15 protein-coding genes are annotated in these 18,229 nt (G+C 60.2%); 11 read left to right on the forward strand and 4 right to left on the reverse strand.

Features of this window, described 5'->3' with window-relative positions:
* Positions 1-128: 128 nt before the first annotated feature.
* Positions 129-1,328: an MFS transporter gene (locus tag PSH96_RS15605; RefSeq protein WP_305453762.1), complete on the forward strand. Its 1,200-nt coding sequence runs from the start codon at positions 129-131 to the stop codon at positions 1,326-1,328.
* Here the strand turns inward: PSH96_RS15605 and PSH96_RS15610 are convergent.
* Positions 1,284-1,886 carry a tRNA-(ms[2]io[6]A)-hydroxylase gene (locus PSH96_RS15610; RefSeq protein WP_058421365.1) on the reverse strand — a complete coding sequence of 201 codons (603 nt, stop codon included), beginning with the start codon at positions 1,884-1,886 and terminating at the stop codon, positions 1,284-1,286. The two genes, PSH96_RS15605 and PSH96_RS15610, sit on opposite strands and share 45 nt — an antisense overlap.
* A gap of 150 nt (positions 1,887-2,036) precedes the next feature.
* Here PSH96_RS15610 and PSH96_RS15615 point away from each other — a divergent pair, with 150 nt between their 5' ends.
* Positions 2,037-2,900 carry a universal stress protein gene (locus tag PSH96_RS15615; protein WP_305453765.1) on the forward strand — a complete coding sequence of 288 codons (864 nt, stop codon included), beginning with the start codon at positions 2,037-2,039 and terminating at the stop codon, positions 2,898-2,900.
* A 125-nt stretch (positions 2,901-3,025) separates the two neighbouring features.
* Here the strand turns inward: PSH96_RS15615 and PSH96_RS15620 are convergent, their stop codons facing one another.
* Entirely contained in the window at positions 3,026-3,496 is a 471-nt protein-coding gene (locus PSH96_RS15620; protein ID WP_200433250.1) for a DUF1289 domain-containing protein, read from the reverse strand.
* Between the two features lie 395 nt (positions 3,497-3,891).
* On the opposite strand from PSH96_RS15620, the gene acnB reads away from it, so the two are divergent.
* Positions 3,892-6,501 carry a bifunctional aconitate hydratase 2/2-methylisocitrate dehydratase gene (acnB, locus tag PSH96_RS15625; RefSeq protein WP_069786358.1) on the forward strand — a complete coding sequence of 870 codons (2,610 nt, stop codon included), beginning with the start codon at positions 3,892-3,894 and terminating at the stop codon, positions 6,499-6,501.
* Positions 6,502-6,999: 498 nt separating this feature from the next.
* Here the strand turns inward: acnB and PSH96_RS15630 are convergent, their stop codons facing one another.
* Positions 7,000-8,277, reverse strand: a complete 1,278-nt coding sequence (locus PSH96_RS15630; protein WP_305453767.1) for a serine/threonine transporter — start codon at positions 8,275-8,277, stop codon at positions 7,000-7,002.
* Positions 8,278-8,695: 418 nt separating this feature from the next.
* On the opposite strand from PSH96_RS15630, the gene PSH96_RS15635 reads away from it, so the two are divergent.
* From PSH96_RS15635 to PSH96_RS15660, 6 genes are all read left to right on the forward strand, one after another.
* Entirely contained in the window at positions 8,696-9,310 is a 615-nt protein-coding gene (locus PSH96_RS15635; protein WP_305453768.1) for a TetR/AcrR family transcriptional regulator, read from the forward strand.
* Positions 9,311-9,492: 182 nt separating this feature from the next.
* Positions 9,493-10,017: a cysteine hydrolase family protein gene (locus PSH96_RS15640; protein ID WP_305453769.1), complete on the forward strand. Its 525-nt coding sequence runs from the start codon at positions 9,493-9,495 to the stop codon at positions 10,015-10,017.
* Positions 10,018-10,112: 95 nt separating this feature from the next.
* Positions 10,113-11,063 carry a 2-hydroxyacid dehydrogenase gene (locus PSH96_RS15645; RefSeq protein WP_236373317.1) on the forward strand — a complete coding sequence of 317 codons (951 nt, stop codon included), beginning with the start codon at positions 10,113-10,115 and terminating at the stop codon, positions 11,061-11,063.
* Positions 11,064-11,153: 90 nt separating this feature from the next.
* On the forward strand, positions 11,154-13,046 hold the full coding sequence (locus PSH96_RS15650; RefSeq protein WP_305453771.1) for a pilus assembly protein TadG-related protein: 1,893 nt from the start codon (positions 11,154-11,156) through the stop codon (positions 13,044-13,046).
* Between the two features lie 130 nt (positions 13,047-13,176).
* Positions 13,177-14,244: a phosphotransferase family protein gene (locus tag PSH96_RS15655; RefSeq protein WP_305453773.1), complete on the forward strand. Its 1,068-nt coding sequence runs from the start codon at positions 13,177-13,179 to the stop codon at positions 14,242-14,244.
* A gap of 22 nt (positions 14,245-14,266) precedes the next feature.
* Entirely contained in the window at positions 14,267-15,034 is a 768-nt protein-coding gene (locus PSH96_RS15660) for an SDR family oxidoreductase (RefSeq protein WP_056860254.1), read from the forward strand.
* Between the two features lie 143 nt (positions 15,035-15,177).
* Here PSH96_RS15660 and PSH96_RS15665 read toward each other — a convergent pair whose 3' ends face one another.
* Complete coding sequence (locus tag PSH96_RS15665; protein WP_305453774.1) at positions 15,178-15,807, reverse strand: DNA-3-methyladenine glycosylase I; 630 nt, start codon at positions 15,805-15,807, stop codon at positions 15,178-15,180.
* A gap of 217 nt (positions 15,808-16,024) precedes the next feature.
* Between PSH96_RS15665 and PSH96_RS15670 the strand changes: the two genes are divergently transcribed.
* Positions 16,025-17,350 (forward strand): C4-dicarboxylate transporter DctA, encoded by a 1,326-nt coding sequence (locus PSH96_RS15670; RefSeq protein ID WP_169986452.1) that lies wholly within the window; start codon positions 16,025-16,027, stop codon positions 17,348-17,350.
* Between the two features lie 172 nt (positions 17,351-17,522).
* Complete coding sequence (locus PSH96_RS15675; protein ID WP_017136644.1) at positions 17,523-18,224, forward strand: FadR/GntR family transcriptional regulator; 702 nt, start codon at positions 17,523-17,525, stop codon at positions 18,222-18,224.
* The last annotated feature ends 5 nt before the right edge of the window (positions 18,225-18,229 follow it).

Here is an 18,229-nt window from a genome sequence, read left to right on the forward strand (position 1 = left end):
AGTGTGCGCATTATAGGTGGCAAGCTGGCCGACTTAAGCAACTGGCCACTACCGCCGGACGAAGCTTCATGCTTTTAAGAGTTTTTAACAAATAGCCTGCAATCTTTTACGCCACTAACAGGAGTTATATGCGCAAGGACTACCTGGCTTTTTTTATCTCGCTGTTCCTGTCGCGGCTGGCGGACCAGATTCTGTTGTTTATCGTGCCGCTGATCGTATTCCAAACCACCAACAGTGTGTCGTGGGCCGGCTTGGCGTTCTTCATCGAGTCACTGCCGCGTTACCTGGCGTTCCCGGTGTGCGGCGCATTGTGCGACAAGTTCTCGCCGGTGCGCATCCTGCATATCAGCCAGGTTTACCGCGCATTGGCGTGCGTGCTGGCGGTGGCGTTGTATGGCGTGTTCGACGGCATCTATTGGCTGGTGATCCTGTCGGCGCTGTGCGGCGTGTTGACGACCCAAGGCATCATGGCCCGCGAAGTGGTGATGCCGCATATCTTCAAGCATTACACCTATGCCAAGACCTTGTCCTACTCGCAGATCGCCGACCAGAGCGGCCTGGTGCTGGGGCCGCTGGTGGCGGCGCTGATGCTGGAGGTGTGGGCCTGGCCGTGGGTGGTGGTGGGCATTGCCGGGCTGTTTGTGCTCGCGGACCTGGCGATGTTGGTGTGGCAGCGCAACACCACGGTCAGCCTGGAGAGCTTTGAGCAGCATCAGGATATCTGGCTGCAACCGCTGCGCATTGCCTACGGGCACATTCGCAAAGTGGCGGAACTGAAGCGGATCATTGCCCTGGCGGTGGGCGTCAATCTGATCATCGGGGTCACGCTGGCGACGTCTGCGGCCATGGTCACTGGCCTGTTCGACGCCGGCAAAGATGCCTATGCGTTGTTGCAGGCTGCGGGCGCGGTGGTGACCATCGTTATTCTGTTTTACCTGGCGCGTTCCAGCCTGCCGTTGAAGGTGCTCGGCGGGTTGTCCTATTCCATGATTGCGGCGGGGGCGTTGATCATGGCCGTCAGCCCCAATCTGTGGGCTTACACCCTGGGGTTCCTGCTGATCACCGGCTTCGACAAGATTTTCAATGTGTACATGCGCAGCACCCGCCAGCGGGTGATTCCGGTGCAGGACTTCGGCAAGACAGTGGGCGTGATCACCTTGCTCAACAACCTGGCGCAGCCGTTGGCTGGCCTGTTGATCGCCGTGCTCGCGGCGCCGCTGGGCACGCAAACGGTGATCCTGCTGCTGGCCGGGATCACCGCGCTGATCGGCGTGGCCGTCGCCTCAGGCTGGCACGCCACTGTGAAAGCGGAACTCGATGTCGGGTGACTCGATCAGTTCCTGCTCGGCGGCGCGCACCCGTTCTATCACCTGAGCGATGTCCTTGGCATCGCCGTACTGGTAGGCGAGCTTCAGATAACCCTGGAAGTGCCGGGCCTCGCTTTTGAGCAAACCGAAGTAGAACTTGCCGAGTTCTTCGTCCAAATGCGGTACCAGGGCTTCGAAACGCTCGCAACTGCGAGCCTCGATAAAGGCGCCGACCACCAGCGTGTCCACCAGCTTGACCGGCTCATGGCTGCGCACCACCTTGCGTAAACCCGAGGCGTAACGGCCGGCATGCAGTTGGCGCAGCTCGACCTTACGCTTTTTGATCAGGCGCATGACTTGTTCGTGGTGCACCAGCTCTTCACGGGCCAGGCGCGACATCATGCTGATCAGGTCCACATGAGCGTGGTACTTGGCGATCAGGCTGAGGGCGGTACTGGCGGCTTTGAATTCGCAGTTCTTGTGGTCGATCAGCAGGGTGTGCTGATCGGCCAACGCGGCCTGGACCCAGGCGTCGGGGGTGCGGCAGCCGAGGAATTCGTGGATTTCGGGCAGGTTCATCGGGCTCACGGGCAAAAGGATCACAAAAGGCAGGCGATTATACCGACCCCGCCGCAGACCACCAGCCACCGGCTTTGATGTGCATCAACATGACGTCTGGTGGGCAGCAACTATAGTTGTTCCAGGCCCACCCTTTTGGAGACCCCGACCATGCAAGCCATTCGCAGCATCCTGGTGGTTATCGAACCTGAGCATTCCGAAAGCCTGGCGCTCAAGCGCGCCAAGCTGATTGCCGGGGTCACCGGCGCGCACCTGCACTTGCTGGTGTGCGACAAAAAGCACGAGCATTCGGCGCTGCTGAGCCTGCTCAAGTCCGGCCTGCAGGAGGACGGCTACAGCGTGACCACCGAGCAGGCGTGGAATGACAGCCTGCATGAAACCATCATCGATGTGCAGCAGGCCGAAGGCTGTGGCCTGGTGATCAAGCAGCACTTTGCCGACAGCCCGCTGAAAAAGGCCCTGCTGACGCCGGCAGACTGGAAACTGCTGCGTTACTGCCCTACCGCGGTGCTGCTAGTGAAAACCTCGACGCCCTGGGCCGACAAGGTGGTGCTGGGGGCGATTGATGTGGGCAACAGCGACAGCGAACATCAGGCGCTGCACAACACCATCATCGACCATGGCTTCGACATTGCGCGCCTGGCCAAAGCACAGCTGCACGTGATCAGTGCCCATCCGTCGCCGATGCTGTCGGCGGCAGACCCGACCTTCCAGCTCAAGGAAACCATCGAGGCGCGCTATCGCGAGCAGTGCAAGGCGTTCCAGGCCGAGTTTGATATCGACGACACCCACCTGCATATCGAGGAAGGCCCGGCGGATGTGTTGATCCCCCATGCAGCCCACACTTTGCAAGCGGCGGTGACCATTATCGGTACGGTGGCGCGCACAGGGATTTCCGGCGCATTGATCGGCAATACGGCGGAGGTGGTGCTGGATGCGGTGGAAGGTGATGTGCTGGTGCTCAAGCCGCAGGCGTTGATGGACCATCTGCAGGAGTTGGCGACCAAGCCTTGATCTACGGGGCGATGGAAATCAAAGGTGGGAGCTGGCTTGCCTGCGATAGCAACCTTACAGTCAACACACCTTTGGCTGATCTACCACCATCGCAGGCAAGCCAGCTCCCACATTGACCTCTGCGGTCAGTGGCCCAGTGCGTCCTTCAGGAACCCCGGCGCGATATAGCGCTGGTAATGCGCCTCGGACAAGATAAAGAACTCACGATCGATGGCATCCCGCAGATCCGGAAGTGCCCAGTCGCGAAACTCCGGCAGCAGCACCATGCCATAGGCTTCCAGGTTGGAAATCACCCGCGCGCCTCGGGCGATCAGCTGGTAGGCCCAGCAGTACTCCGACTGGTGTGGCACAAAGCGAATCTTGCGCTGCTCAAGCTGCCCGCGCAGCATCTTGGGGTCAAAGACTTCCAGTTTGCCCGCCATCACTTGCACCAACAGCTGTTCCAATCGCAGCCATACCGCGCGTTTTTCTTCTTCGTTATAGCCATTCCACTGGATCACCTCATGGTGAAAGCGCTTGCAGCCGCGGCACACGAGATCGCCGTAAACCGTGGAGCACAGGCCGACGCAGGGGGTCTTGATGGCTTGGTTGGACATGGGCAGCGCACACAAATCAGCGAAACAGTGCGCCATGTTAGCCCTTTGTCTAAGGTTGATCACCCAGCAAACTTGGTTAGGTAACTTACCTTTAGATTTTTTTTGCCGTAGAATCATCCGGCCTTGTAAGGCGCCAATAATCCGCTGGAAGCTGTTTTCAAAGCGTCACGAGCACAGTCGTTCCTTCAGAACGGTGTTGGCGCGGGTTTGACCCCGGTAGGTCAAAAACCGCGCCAACCCTCATCAGCTCCGTTCTGCAGGCGTAAAACTTTGAAAGCAGCTTCTGTGAGGAATGCCGGCAGCGCTGGCTTTGCGGCCCAAAAAGCCCCCGAGCGCATGCGTGCCGTTCATTTCTGGATGAGCGTCCCGTGGGACCACTGATGAGGGTAATAACTGTGCTTGAAGCCTACCGCAAACATATCGAAGAGCGCGCAGCACTGGGTATCGTTCCCCAGCCGCTTAACGCCGAACAAACCGCAGGCCTGGTCGAGCTGCTGAAGAATCCTCCGGCTGGCGAAGAAGAATTTCTCGTTGACCTGATCACCAACCGCATTCCACCAGGCGTTGACGAGGCTGCCTACGTCAAGGCCGGCTTCCTGTCCGCCCTGGCCAAGGGCGAAGTCACTTCTCCCCTGATCGACAAGAAACGCGCGGTTGAACTGCTTGGCACCATGCAAGGTGGCTACAACATCGTGACGTTGGTCGAGCTGCTGGACGACGCCGAGCTGGCCCCTGTCGCGGCCGCCCAACTCAAGCACACCCTGCTGATGTTCGATGCGTTCCACGACGTGGCCGAAAAAGCCAAGAACGGCAACGAGCACGCCAAAGGCGTGATCCAGTCCTGGGCTGACGGCGAGTGGTTCCGCAACCGCCCGACCCTGGCCGACAAGATCAGCCTGCGCGTCTTCAAGGTCACCGGCGAAACCAACACCGACGACCTGTCCCCTGCCCCGGACGCCTGGTCCCGCCCTGACATCCCGCTGCACGCCCTGGCCATGCTGAAAATGGCACGCGAAGGCATCGTGCCGGACGAGCAAGGCAAAACCGGCCCGATGAAGCAGATCGAAGAGATGCGCGGCCAAGGTTTCCCGATCGCCTACGTCGGCGACGTGGTCGGTACCGGTTCGTCGCGTAAATCGGCAACCAACTCGGTATTGTGGTTCTTCGGCGACGACGTACCGTACGTGCCGAACAAGCGCGCCGGCGGCTTCTGCTTCGGCAGCAAGATCGCTCCAATCTTCTACAACACCATGGAAGATGCTGGCGCACTGCCAATCGAATTCGACGTTACCAACATGAACATGGGCGACGTGATCGACCTGTACCCGCATGCTGGCAAAGTCTGCAAACACGGCACCGACGAAGTCCTGACCACCTTCGAAATGAAGACCCCGGTGCTGCTGGACGAAGTTCGCGCCGGCGGCCGTATTCCGCTGATCATCGGTCGCGGCCTGACCGACAAGGCCCGTGCTGAACTGGGCCTGGGCCCTACCGACCTGTTCAAACTGCCTGAAGCCCCTGTCGACACTGGCAAAGGCTTCACCCTGGCACAGAAAATGGTCGGCAAGGCTTGCGGTCTGCCAGAAGGCAAAGGCGTTCGTCCTGGCACCTACTGCGAGCCGAAGATGACCACCGTGGGTTCTCAGGACACCACCGGTCCTATGACCCGTGATGAACTCAAAGACCTGGCGTGCCTGGGCTTCTCGACCGATCTGGTAATGCAGTCGTTCTGCCATACCGCGGCTTACCCCAAGCCGATCGACGTGACCACCCACCACACCCTGCCCGACTTCATCATGACCCGTGGCGGTGTATCGCTGCGTCCAGGCGACGGCATCATCCACAGCTGGCTGAACCGTATGCTGCTGCCGGATACCGTCGGCACCGGTGGTGACTCCCACACCCGTTTCCCGATGGGCATCTCGTTCCCGGCCGGTTCCGGTCTGGTCGCGTTCGCCGCAGCCACTGGCGTAATGCCACTGGACATGCCGGAATCGATCCTGGTGCGCTTCAAAGGCAAAATGAAACCTGGCATCACCCTGCGTGACCTGGTTCATGCCATTCCTTACTACGCGATCCAGGCTGGCCTGCTGACCGTAGAGAAGAAAGGCAAGAAGAACGCCTTCTCCGGCCGCATCCTGGAAATCGAAGGCCTGAACGACCTGACGCTGGAACAAGCCTTTGAGCTGTCCGACGCCTCGGCTGAACGTTCGGCTGCCGGTTGCACCATCAAGCTGTCCAAGGAATCGGTCACCGAGTACCTGAACTCCAACATCACCCTGCTGCGCTGGATGATCGGCGAAGGCTACGGCGATGCACGCACCCTGGAACGTCGAGCCCAAGCGATGGAAGCCTGGGTTGCCAACCCTGAGCTGATGGAAGCCGATGCCGACGCCGAATACGCCGAAATCATCGAGATCGACCTGGCCGAAATCAACGAGCCGATCCTCTGCGCACCAAACGACCCGGACGATGCCCGTCTGTTGTCCAGCGTTGCCGGCGAGAAGATCGACGAAGTGTTCATCGGTTCGTGCATGACCAACATCGGTCACTTCCGCGCTGCCGGTAAACTGCTGGAGCAGGTCAAAGGTCAGCTGCCAACCCGTCTGTGGCTGTCGCCGCCGACCAAGATGGACGCTCACCAACTGACCGAAGAAGGCTACTACGGCATCTACGGCAAGGCCGGCGCGCGTATGGAAATGCCGGGCTGCTCGCTGTGCATGGGTAACCAGGCACGTGTAGAGCCGAACTCGACGGTGGTGTCGACTTCGACCCGTAACTTCCCGAACCGTCTGGGTGATGGCGCGAACGTCTACCTGGCCTCGGCTGAGCTGGCGGCAGTTGCCTCCACGCTGGGTCGCCTGCCGACCGTCGAAGAGTACATGGGTTACGCAGCGAAACTGGACACCATGGCCAGTGACGTTTACCGCTACCTGAACTTCGACCAGATCGCCGAGTTCCGCAAGATCGCAGCAAGCGCCAACATCCCGGTGATTCAAGCCTAAGATGTGGTGATTTAAAAAACGCCGCGCATCGCAAGATGCGCGGCGTTTTTTTATGCCTGGAATACGATATTCGTCACACCGAAAAACCACTGTGGGAGCTGGCTTGCCTGCGATAGCAGTCGTTCAGTTAATTTATCTGTATCTGACACACTGCATTCGCGAGCAAGCCCGCTCCCACAGTTAACTGCAGGCAGTTTTGAATATGAGGTCGGCTGCAGATTTGCATGCACTGTAGAGCTGCTTTTCTGTGGGAGCGGGCTTGTCGAATCGTCGCACCGCTGCGATGCAGACACCTCGGTACATCAGGCACTCCGAGTTGATGCTATCGCAGGCAAGCCAGCTCCCACCTTTGACCGAGTATGGCTCTGCTGTTGCATACCGAGCCATAGCGAGGCACCGAGTATTGGGGTGTCCTCATTGCCATCGGGATTTTTTTCGGACACAAAAAAAGCCGACTCACGCAGTGCGCGAATCGGCTTTGCTACCTGCTGCCGGTTATCAGGACAGCAGCGAGTAAACCAACGCAGTAATCGCGACCAGGCCTACAGCGGTGACAAACACATTCGACGCCTGCCCACGGTACTTGGCCATGGCCGGCACCTTGCGGATCGCGTACATCGGCATCAGGAACAGGATCGACGCGATGATCGGGCCACCGAGGGTTTCAATCATGCCGAGAATGCTCGGGTTGAGCGTGGCGACCAGCCAGCACACCACCAGCATGAACGCGGCGGTCATGCGGTCCAGGGACTTGGCAGCCGGACGACGCCCGGTTTTCAATACCAGCCCCTTGAGGCCTTCACTGGCGCCGATGTAGTGGCCCAGGAACGACTTGGCAATCGCCACGAATGCAATCAACGGTGCGGCGAAGGCGATGGTCGGGTTGTCGAAGTGGTTGGCCAGGTACGACAGGATCGACAGGTTCTGCGCTTTCGCTTCGGCCAGTTGTGCCGGCGACAGGGTCAGCACGCAGCTGAACACGAAGAACAGCACCATTACCACCATCAACAGGTGCGCGCGGCACAGGATCTGCGAGCTGCGTTCATCGGCATTGGCGCCGTACTGGCGTTTCTGGTCGACCGCGAACGCCGAGATGATCGGCGAATGGTTGAACGAGAACACCATCACCGGAATCGCCAGCCACAAGGTATTGAGCAGCGCGGACGGCGCCGGGACTTCGCTGGCAGTGCTGAGGATGCCGCCGGTCCAGTGTGGGACCAGGTACACCGCCAGGAACAGCAAGGCAACGATAAACGGATACACCATCAGGCTCATGGCCTTGACGATCACTTGCTCGCCGCAACGCACCACGGCCAGCAGGCCGAGGATCAACACAAAGGCCAGGATCGCGCGTGGCGGCGGCATGATGTGCAGTTGGTGTTCCATGAAACTGCTGACGGTGTTGGTCAGGGCCACGCTGTAGATCAGCAGGATCGGGAAGATGGCGAAGAAGTACAGCAAGGTGATCAGCGCACCGGCCTTGAGGCCGAAGTGCTCTTCAACGACGTCGGTGATGTCGGAGCCGGCACGGCCGGACAGCACGAAACGCGTCAGCCCACGGTGAGCGAAAAACGTCATCGGGAACGCCAGCAATGCCAGGATCACCAGGGGCCAGAAGCCGCCCAGGCCGGCGTTGATCGGCAAAAACAAAGTACCGGCGCCAATAGCGGTGCCGAAGAGGCCGAGCATCCAGGTGGTGTCCTGGCGGCTCCAGCTTGTGAGGGTTGCAGGTGTCGTTGCATAGCGTTCGTCGACGCTATTGGCCTGATCATTCATCCGGTCGGATCTCCGCATTTACACGGCCGGGGCGAGTCAGAAAAACCTGACAGGCAGCGCCTCGACCATAGAAGGGGCCGGATTGTCCGGGATTCTCTCGAATAAGCAAAGACTTAGCTGAGGAATGGTTAGCCGGTGCAGGCGTGCAAGTGGGGTTCTAGGCGGCCGTTTGCGAGGGCTGGGGCGGCGCAGTGCCTACAAAACACAATTTTTCCCTACCTACGACTTCATGCCCATTGCCCAAGCAGAGCAAACCAAGGCGCGGCAGGCACAAACAGCCAGTAATAGCGCTCCGGGGCTGGCGCTTCAAACATCGCGGCAACCCTTGGAGAATAGATTCCACAAAAAATCTATTTTAGTATCCCACCCATTCCTGTACTTTTCAGGCACTGCCCGCCTTTATCCTGAGTGCCCAGCCATGCCGCGCGTCTCCCGCAAACAAGCCGAACTCAACCGCGAAATCATCGTACAGGCTGCCACGCATCTGTTTCGTGAGCGCGGTTTACACGGCATCAGCCTGTCGGATGTAATGGCCGCAGCCGGCCTGACTCACGGCGGTTTCTATGGGCACTTCGCGTCCAAGGAGTCATTGGCGACGGAGGCGTGCCAAAAGGCATTCGAACAATCGAACCTGGGCTGGCAGGAAAAAATCAACCGCAGTGATGATGTGCGCGCCGCCCGTGACGCCATCCTGCGTCCGTATTTTTCCACCCGCCACCGTGACAACCCTGGCGACGGCTGCCCCATCTCGGCCTTTACCCCGGACATGTGCCATGAGCCCGCTGACACGGCGTTGCAACGTACCTTTATTGAGGGTGTTGAACAGTCACTGGAGGTTTTTGCGCAGCTTCAGGATGAAGACCGCGAGGCGATGCTCGCCAAGTACGCAATGATGATTGGCGCGCTCACCCTCGCCCGTGCGACACGCGGCAGCAGTTTGTCAGATGAATTCCTTGAGGCTGCAAGAAATACCCTGCTGCAAGAGCAGAACTCGGACAGCGCCGTTGACAGCCACGTGCCCTCCCCAGCATGATCAGGCCATGAACTTAATTCAGCTCTGCCTCACCCGCACCACCACCACGACCGCTTATGGCGGGTCGTGCGGTTGCTGTGGGTGCCAGAGCTAAAGACACCCAGCAACAACCCAAGGCCCCGCCAGTAATGGACGGGGCCTTTTTATTGCCCCGCCCGCTGGCCACTGCAAGGAGCAAGACCATGGCAAACGCCCTGTTGATCATCGATATGCAAACCGGTTTATACGACGGGCCGGCCCCCCCCTTCGAGCGCGAGCGCGTGCTGGGCACCATCAACCAGCTTATCCAGCGCGCCCGCAACGCCGGCGCCCCTATCTTCGTCGCCCGCCACACCGGCCCCGCGGGGTCGCCGATTGCAGCTGGCAGCCCGCTCTGGCAGCTGTGGCACGGCCTCGATGTGGACGCAGCGCGTGACCACCTGTTCAATAAAACCCGCCCCAGTTGCTTCCTGGGCACCGAGCTGGCGCAACAACTGGCGGCAGCGCAGGTCGACGAATTGGTGGTGGTCGGCATGAAAACCCAGTTTTGCATCGACACCACGTGTCGAGTAGCAGTGGAGCTTGGGTTTTCGGTGGTGCTGCCCGAGGACGGCCATACCTGCATGGACACCCCGACCTTGTCGGCCCAGGCGATCATCGAGCATCACAATGCGACCTTGGCGGGAGCATTTGTGAAGCGGGTGAAAGCGCTGGATATTGAGTTCTAGCGTCATCTGTGCGGGATTTTTCTGATTGAGCAAATCGCTCCGTCTTACAAATCCCGCATACTCCTCCTATCAAACCCTTCAGGAAGAGCCTTGCGATGCCCACCACTGTTCTGGTCCTGGTTGAAACCATCAACGAATACCTGCAAATCATCGAGAGCAACGACTTTCATGTGATTCTGGCACCGACGCCGGCCGAGCGTGCCCAAGCGATCAAGGCCCACGGCGCGCAGATCAAGGCGGTACTCACCCGTGGCCCGCTGGGGCTGTATGCCGAAGAAATCGCGGCGCTGCCGTTGCTGGAGATTATCTGCGTGATCGGCGCAGGTTATGAGCACGTGGATCTGCAAGCGGCGAGCAATCGCGGGATCGTGGTCACCAACGGTGCCGGCGTGAACGCGCCGTCAGTGGCTGACCACGCCATGGCCTTGCTGTTGGCGCTGGTGCGCGGCATTCCCCAGACTGACGCGGCGGTGCGGCGCAGCGAATGGCCGAAAGTGATGCGCCCTTCCCTGGGCGGCAAGCAACTGGGCATTCTCGGCCTCGGCGCAGTGGGCATGGAGATAGCCAAGCGTGCCGCCCTCGGTTTTGGCATGGAAGTGAGTTACCACAACCGCCAGCCCCGCGATGATGTGGACTACACCTACTGCGCAACCGCCGTGGAGCTGGCGCGCACCTCGGACTTCCTGATCCTGGCCACGCCGGGCGGGGCCAGCACCCGCCACTTGATTGATCGCCACGCCCTGGACGCGTTGGGGCCGAACGGTTACCTGGTGAACATCGGACGTGGCAGCGTGGTGGTGACCGCCGACCTGGTGGCTGCGCTGGAACAACGCCGTATCGGCGGCGCCGCATTGGATGTGTTCGACGATGAACCGAAAGTGCCCGACGCCCTCAAGCGCCTGAGCAATACCGTGCTCACCTCCCATGTAGCAGGGCTTTCGCCGGAAGCGGCCCACGACACCGTGCAACGCGTGGCCGATAACCTGGTGGAATACTTCGCCGGCCGCCCAGTGCTGACACCGGTTACCCTGCCGCCGCGCAACTAGTAGCGATTAGCCAGCGCCGGCGCAAAACCTGACTACACTGCTTGCGGGTATGCTCAGGACGTCGGTGCAGGACCGGCGAAGGAACGCACAATGATTGGCCATGGACTCGGCCCGGCCCGCCAGCGCGGCGCCATCGGCCTGATAGGCGCGTTAACCCTCGGTATTGCGCTGCTGTTTCTGCTGCTGGTGGTCGACAGCGGTCGCCTGTACCTGGAGAAGCGCAAATTGCAGCGTGTGGCCGACACCGCAGCGCTGGAGGCGGTAAGCCGCAGCGGCACATGCGCGGCGCCCGCCCGCAATGCTGCGCAGTTTGCAATTGAAAGCGCGGCGCGCAACAACTTTAGCCTCGACGACAATCGCACGCTGGCCACCGCCTGCGGCACCCTGGCCACCGGCGCAGATTTTATGCGCACGTTCAGCGCCGACCCGAGCAAAACCGACGCTATCCGGGTGGTTGCCACCCATCGCGTGCACACCAGCCTTGCCCATGGCGTGCTCACCCTGTTCTCGGGCCAGCCCGTCAACCTGACAACGCTGCTGAGCGCCACCGCCGTCGCCGCCGCGCCAACCCCCACGGTTGCCCAGCTCACGGTTCGCAGCACCTTATTGACCGTGGACAGCACCCAGTCTGTCGCCCTTAACGCCTTGATCGGTGGACTGCTGGGCGGCAAGTTGCAGTTGGACGCAGTGGGCTGGAATGGCCTGCTCAACACCGATATCAGCCTGCTCAAGTACCTGGATGCCCTGGCCATCGAATTGAAAGTCAGCGCCGGCAACTACGACCAGTTGCTCAAGACCGACGCCACCGTCGGCCAACTGATCCAGGCGGCCATTGATGTGCTCAAGCTGGGCGGTGATGCGGTCAACGTGGTGATCAACAACCTGGAAGCCATCAAGCTGATTGCACCGGGCACGCAGATCCTGCACCTGGGCGACCTGATCAATATCCAGAATGGCACCGACAAAACTGCCTTGGATGTAAACCTGCAACTGTTCAACCTGATCCAGGGTTTTGTGCAACTGTCGAACAAAGCCAGCGCGGTTGCCGTGGAGTTGCCGGTCAATGTGCTGGGCCTGCTCGGCGTGACCGTGTCGACCAAAGTGATCGAGCCCGGGCAGGTTTCCAGCATCGGCAATCCCAAAGATATCGCCAAGCAGCCCATCTATGTGCGCACCGCCCAAGTGCGCACCTTGATCTCGGTAAAATTGCCGATCGTCACCTTGGTCAATAACCTGCTGGGGGGCGTGGTGCAGGCGCTCAGTGACCTGCTCGGCGGCCTGTTTGGCTTGCTCGACCCCAATTGCTGCCTGGTCGCCAGCCTGGAAATCGGCGACACCCTCGACATCGCCCTCGAAGCCGCCGGCGGCAGCGCCAGGGTCACGGGCTACAGTTGCGACAGCGGTAAAAAGTCGTTGTCGGTACTCGGCGAAACCTCGGCATTGCGCGCAATGATTGGCCAGGTTGACCCCAAGAACCTGTACTCATCCACCGAAACACTCAAGGTAGACGAGTACCCGCTGGTGGATATCGGCACTAAAACCTGCAAGCGCGGCACGGGCATGTGCGGCAACAGGCAGGGCTTTGCAGCGGGCGGCCTGGGCATCCGCGTCGACAGCGAAGTGTTGAAAACCGCGCGTGCGCACACCTACACCGACCCGCCCGCTATCAACCAGCAACCGCTCTATTACGCATTCGCCAGCTCGAACGCGGTCAGCAGCCTCAAGGAAACACTCACCGGCATACACCTGATCAACCACCCGGCCAAAATGGCCAGCCTGTTGGGTGCCGTGCTGGGCCTGGTCACGGGCGTGGTCAACGGTTTGCTCACTACCCTGGGCGGTTTGATTGCCGGGCTGCTCGGTCCGCTGCTCGACCCCATCGTCAACAACCTGCTCGCCGGCCTGGGCATCGACCTGGCAAAAGTCGAAATCGGTGCCAACCTGTCCTGCAACCCCGGTGGCCGGGCGATGCTGGTGATCTGAGCACATCAGGCCCGCTGATCATCGTCCAACACGCTAACCTATTAAGCCGCCCCGACCTTGTCGCTGGGCGGCGGTGCGCATTAGATTAGCCAATAGTCCAAGGCCTTTAGAATAAGCAGAAGGGATAAGCATGGCGCTTAACGACCAATCGACCCAGATTCGCCCCGGCGAAGAACTTGATGCCAGCCTCATCGATCCCTACCTCAAGGCGCATATTCCGGGCCTTGCCGGCACGGTCAAGATCAGCCAGTTCCCCGGTGGCGCGTCGAACCTGACGTACCTGCTGGAATACCCCGGCCAGGAATTCGTGCTGCGCCGCCCGCCGTTTGGCCACAAAGCCAAGTCCGCCCACGACATGGGCCGCGAATACCGCATTCTCAATCAGCTCAAGGACGGCTTCCCGTATTGCCCCAAAGCCTATGTGCACTGCCTTGATGAGTCGGTGATCGGCGCCGAGTTCTATGTGATGGAGCGCGTCAACGGCATCATCCTGCGCTCGGACCTGCCCGCCGAACTGGGCCTGGACGCGGCCAAGACCGAGGCACTGTGCAAAAGCTTTATCGACAAGTTCGTCGAACTGCACCAAGTGGATTACGCCGCCTGTGGCCTGGCCGACCTGGGCAAACCTGAAGGGTATGTTGAGCGCCAGATTCGTGGCTGGAGCGACCGCTACGAAAAAGCCCTGACGCCCGACGCACCCAGCTGGGAAACCGTGCGCGCTTGGCTCAACGACAAGATGCCGGCCGACCACCCGACCTCCAGCATCGTGCACAACGACTACCGCTTCGACAACGTGATCCTCGACCCGCACAACCCGATGCAGATCATCGGCGTACTGGACTGGGAACTCACCACGTTAGGCGACCCACTGATGGACTTGGGCAACACCCTCGCCTACTGGATCGAAGCCGCTGACCCTGCGCCCGTGCAGCTGATGCGCCGCCAGCCCAGTAACGCGCCGGGCATGCTCACGCGCCGCCAGTTTGTGGATTACTACGCCGAGCGCTCCGGCATCCAGATCGACAATTTCGACTTCTACTACACCTACGGCCTGTTCCGTTTGGCCGGCATTGTGCAGCAGATCTACTACCGTTTTTTCCACGGCCAGACCCAGGACAAACGCTTTGCGCAGTTCATCCATATGAACAAGCTGCTGGAGCAAATGAGCCTGAATGTCATCGCTAAATCAGCCCTCTGACTACAAGAGCAAGGAACCCAGCATGTCCAAGACCCATCTGTTCGACCTTGACGGCAAGATCGCATTTGTTTCCGGCGCCAGCCGTGGCATTGGTGAAGCCATCGCCAAGCTCCTGGCCCAGCAAGGTGCGCACGTGATCGTCTCCAGCCGCAAGCTCGAAGGCTGCCAGCACGTGGCCGACGCGATCATCGCCGCCGGCGGCAAAGCCACCGCCGTGGCCTGCCATATTGGTGAAATGGAGCAGATTACCCAGGTGTTCGCCGGTATCCGTGAGCAGTTCGGTCGCCTGGATATCCTGGTCAACAATGCCGCAACCAATCCGCAGTTCTGCAACGTACTGGACACCGACCTGGGTGCGTTTCAGAAGACCGTTGACGTGAACATTCGCGGCTACTTCTTCATGTCGGTGGAAGCCGGCAAGCTGATGCGCGACAACGGCGGCGGCAGCATCATCAACGTGGCCTCGATCAACGGCATCTCCCCGGGCGTGTTCCAGGGCATCTACTCGGTGACCAAGGCCGCCGTGATCAACATGACCAAGGTGTTTGCCAAGGAGTGCGCGGCGTTCGGCATCCGTTGCAATGCGCTGCTGCCGGGCCTGACCGACACCAAGTTCGCCTCGGCGCTGGTCAAGAACGACTCGATCCTGAAGATGGCCCTGGCGCAGATCCCGCTCAAGCGCGTGGCCGACCCAAGCGAGATGGCCGGTGCGGTGCTGTTCCTGGCCAGCGATGCGTCCAGCTACACCACCGGTGTGTCGCTGAATGTGGACGGTGGTTTCCTGTCCTGACCAGACCTTCCAGGCCCCGCGAAAACCCTGTGGGAGCAAGCTTACTGTGGCGAGCAAGCTTGCTTGCGCTGGGGTGCGAAGCGCCCCCAAAAATCGGGAGACTGCTGCACAGTCCAACGGGAGCAAGCTCCCTCGCCACACACTTACGGGCGCTTGAACTGTTGGCGTAGCGTCTCTATGCGCGGTCGGCACACACAGCCTTCCAAGTGATCATTGACCATCCCCATCGCCTGCATCAGCGCGTACATCGTGGTGGGGCCAACAAAGGTCCAGCCGCGTTTCTTCAAGGCTTTGGACAAGCGCACCGATGCCGGTGACGTCGGGTTGCCGGTCCAGTAAGCCATGTCTACCACCGCCGGGCGTTCCTCTGGCGTAGGTTCAAATGCCCACAACCAGCGCGCCAGCGAACCGGTTTCGTCCACCAGCTCACAGGCCCGGCGCGCGTTGTTGATCGTCGAGACAATCTTCGCGCGGTTGCGCACGATGCCTGGGTCGTTCATCAGCCGCTCGATATCGGCCTCGCCGTATTGCGCAACGCGGCGAAAATCAAACCCTTCGAACGCCGCCCGAAACTGCTCGCGCTTGCGCAAAATGGTGATCCACGCCATGCCCGCCTGAAAACCTTCCAGGCAAATTTTCTCGTACAGCTGGGTATCGTCTGCCACCGGCACGCCCCACTCGTGGTCGTGGTAATGCGGATATTCAGGTGCGGCAGTGCGCCAGGTGCAGTGCGTCTGGCCTGCTGCGTCGGTGGTCAGCCCGGGTCTATCCATGTGTCACCTCGCCAATCAAGGCGCGGATGATAAGCGAAAAAAATTATTACCTGCCAACCGCTCAAGCATCACCCTTACCGACCAACTGGTCAGACCGGGACCTGGCAACCGCCGAATATTTACTTGTGATTTGAAAAAAACCCGGCGTAGACTGGCCGCGCACTGGACATACCGGTAAGACCACAACAATTAAGCCCTGGAACCACCAGGGCACCGAATAGAGATCCCTCCCATGCTCAGATGGTGCTCGCGTTCGATTTTCCTGCAAGTCGTGATTGGCCTGATGTTAGGCGTTATTTGCGGCCTGGCCCTTCCCGAATTCTCCTCGCAACTCAAACCCCTGGGTGACGGCTTTATCAAGCTGATCAAAATGCTGATCGGCCTGATCGTATTCTGCGTGGTGGTCAGCGGTATTTCCGGTGCCGGCGACCTGAAGAAGGTCGGGCGCATTGGCTTGAAGTCAGTGATCTACTTCGAAGTGCTGACCACCGTCGCCCTGGTGATCGGCCTGATCATGGCGTTCAGCACCGGTATCGGCCAAGGCGCCAATATTCACTTGGAGCAGCTGTCGTCCGCCGGTCTCAATGAGCTGGCCGACAAGGGCCAGCACATTCGCGGCACCAGCCAGTTCCTGATGGACCTGATCCCCAACTCGGTGATCGGCGCCTTTGCCGACAACAACGTGCTGCAAGTGCTGCTGTTTTCGGTGCTGTTCGGCAGCGCGCTGAACCTGGTGGGCGAAGCCGCTTCCGGCATCTCGCGGCTGATCAACGAACTTAGCCATGTGATCTTTCGCATCATGGGCATGATCGTGCGCCTGGCGCCAATCGGTGTATTCGGCGCCATAGCCTTCACCACCAGCACCTACGGCCTGGATTCACTGCAACACCTGGGCAGCCTGGTGGGCTTGTTCTATCTGACCTGCTTTGCCTTTGTCGGGCTGGTGCTGGGCCTGGTGATGCGTTTGTCCGGCCTGCGCATGCTGCCGCTGCTCAAGTACCTGCGCGAAGAGCTGCTGATCGTGATGGGCACCGCCTCCTCCGACGCGGTATTGCCGCAGATCATGCGTAAACTCGAGCACTTGGGCATTGGCAGCTCCACCGTCGGCCTGGTGATTCCGACCGGTTATTCGTTCAACCTCGACGGTTTCTCGATCTACCTGACCCTGGCCATTGTGTTTATCGCCAATGCCACCGGCACGCCGCTGTCGATGACTGATTTGCTGACCATCCTGCTGGTGTCGTTGATCACCTCCAAAGGTGCCCACGGCATTCCGGGCTCGGCGCTGGTGATTTTGGCGGCCACGCTGACCGCGATCCCGGCGATTCCGGTGGTGGGCCTGGTGCTGGTGCTGGCGGTGGACTGGTTCATGGGCATCGGCCGCGCGCTGACTAACCTGATCGGCAACTGCGTGGCCACCGTGGCCATCGCCCGTTGGGAAAAAGACATTGATATCCAGCGCGCCAACAAGGTGCTCGACGGCGAGCAAGGGTATGCCTTCCAGGCCAAGAAGCCGGTGCTGCCGGCGCATCAGGAGTTTTAACCCAGTCTATGAGCGACATAAATCAAATGTGGGAGCGGGCTTGCTCGCGAAAGCGGTGGGTCAGTTGATAAATCCATTGGCTGACACTGCGCATTCGCGAGCAAGCCCGCTCCCACATTTTGATCATCGCTAATTTGACCATCGTATTGGCAACATCCAAGGAGACGTAGACGTGATCAGCACTTCAACCGTCGTCAATTCAGTCGTAGAAAAACTGCGCGCCGCACTCAAGCGGGGCCAGTGGCGCCAGGGCGACATGCTCCCCGGCCAGCGTGAACTGGCCGAGCAGATGGGCATCAGCCGCCCGAGCCTGCGCGAAGCCGTGATCGTGCTGGAAACCCTCGGCCTGGTGCGCTCGATGCCCGGTAAAGGCGTGGTGGTGCTGGAAACCAGCGTCAGCGAACCACAGTCCAGCGACGCTGTGGCCGACGCCAGCCTCGAAGATATCCTGCAACTGCGCTACACCCTCGAACCCTTTATTGTCGGCCTGGTGGCCCAGTCCATCAGCAGCAAGGAAGTCGGCCAGCTGCGCCTGACCTTGATGGACATGCGCGAAGCCCTGGATGCCGGCGACGCCGAAGCCGGCATGAACGCTTACATCGGCTTTCACGAAGAGCTGTTCGCGCTGACCTCCAACCCGATCTTCCAGAACGTGGTGCAGCAGACCAGCAACGCCCTCAAGCAAAGCGCGCAGGTACTGCGCAATTCGCCCGAGCACTTGGCCGAACGCCTGCAGGAGAACGACGCCGTGGTGCGCGCCATCCGCAACAAGAACAGCGCCCTGGCCAGCGCCGAAATGCGCCGGCACATCCTCCAGGAAGGCCTGCGCATGGGCATTCGTTTGAATATCCCGGACGACCATCTGGGCAGCTGATTTTT

It is taken from the genome of Pseudomonas sp. FP2338 (assembly GCF_030687515.1).
GTDB classification, from domain to species: domain Bacteria; phylum Pseudomonadota; class Gammaproteobacteria; order Pseudomonadales; family Pseudomonadaceae; genus Aquipseudomonas; species Aquipseudomonas salomonii.

What these genes read in the sequence shown, in the direction of transcription:
- PSH96_RS15605 (WP_305453762.1), top strand. Translation starts at nt 129, where the DNA reads ATGCGCAAGGACTACCTGGCTTTTTTTATCTCGCTGTTCCTGTCGCGG.
- PSH96_RS15610 (WP_058421365.1), bottom strand. Translation starts at nt 1,886, where the DNA reads ATGAACCTGCCCGAAATCCACGAATTCCTCGGCTGCCGCACCCCCGAC.
- PSH96_RS15615 (WP_305453765.1), top strand. Translation starts at nt 2,037, where the DNA reads ATGCAAGCCATTCGCAGCATCCTGGTGGTTATCGAACCTGAGCATTCC.
- PSH96_RS15620 (WP_200433250.1), bottom strand. Translation starts at nt 3,496, where the DNA reads ATGTCCAACCAAGCCATCAAGACCCCCTGCGTCGGCCTGTGCTCCACG.
- PSH96_RS15630 (WP_305453767.1), bottom strand. Translation starts at nt 8,277, where the DNA reads ATGAATGATCAGGCCAATAGCGTCGACGAACGCTATGCAACGACACCT.
- PSH96_RS15635 (WP_305453768.1), top strand. Translation starts at nt 8,696, where the DNA reads ATGCCGCGCGTCTCCCGCAAACAAGCCGAACTCAACCGCGAAATCATC.
- PSH96_RS15640 (WP_305453769.1), top strand. Translation starts at nt 9,493, where the DNA reads ATGGCAAACGCCCTGTTGATCATCGATATGCAAACCGGTTTATACGAC.
- PSH96_RS15645 (WP_236373317.1), top strand. Translation starts at nt 10,113, where the DNA reads ATGCCCACCACTGTTCTGGTCCTGGTTGAAACCATCAACGAATACCTG.
- PSH96_RS15650 (WP_305453771.1), top strand. Translation starts at nt 11,154, where the DNA reads ATGATTGGCCATGGACTCGGCCCGGCCCGCCAGCGCGGCGCCATCGGC.
- PSH96_RS15655 (WP_305453773.1), top strand. Translation starts at nt 13,177, where the DNA reads ATGGCGCTTAACGACCAATCGACCCAGATTCGCCCCGGCGAAGAACTT.
- PSH96_RS15660 (WP_056860254.1), top strand. Translation starts at nt 14,267, where the DNA reads ATGTCCAAGACCCATCTGTTCGACCTTGACGGCAAGATCGCATTTGTT.
- PSH96_RS15665 (WP_305453774.1), bottom strand. Translation starts at nt 15,807, where the DNA reads ATGGATAGACCCGGGCTGACCACCGACGCAGCAGGCCAGACGCACTGC.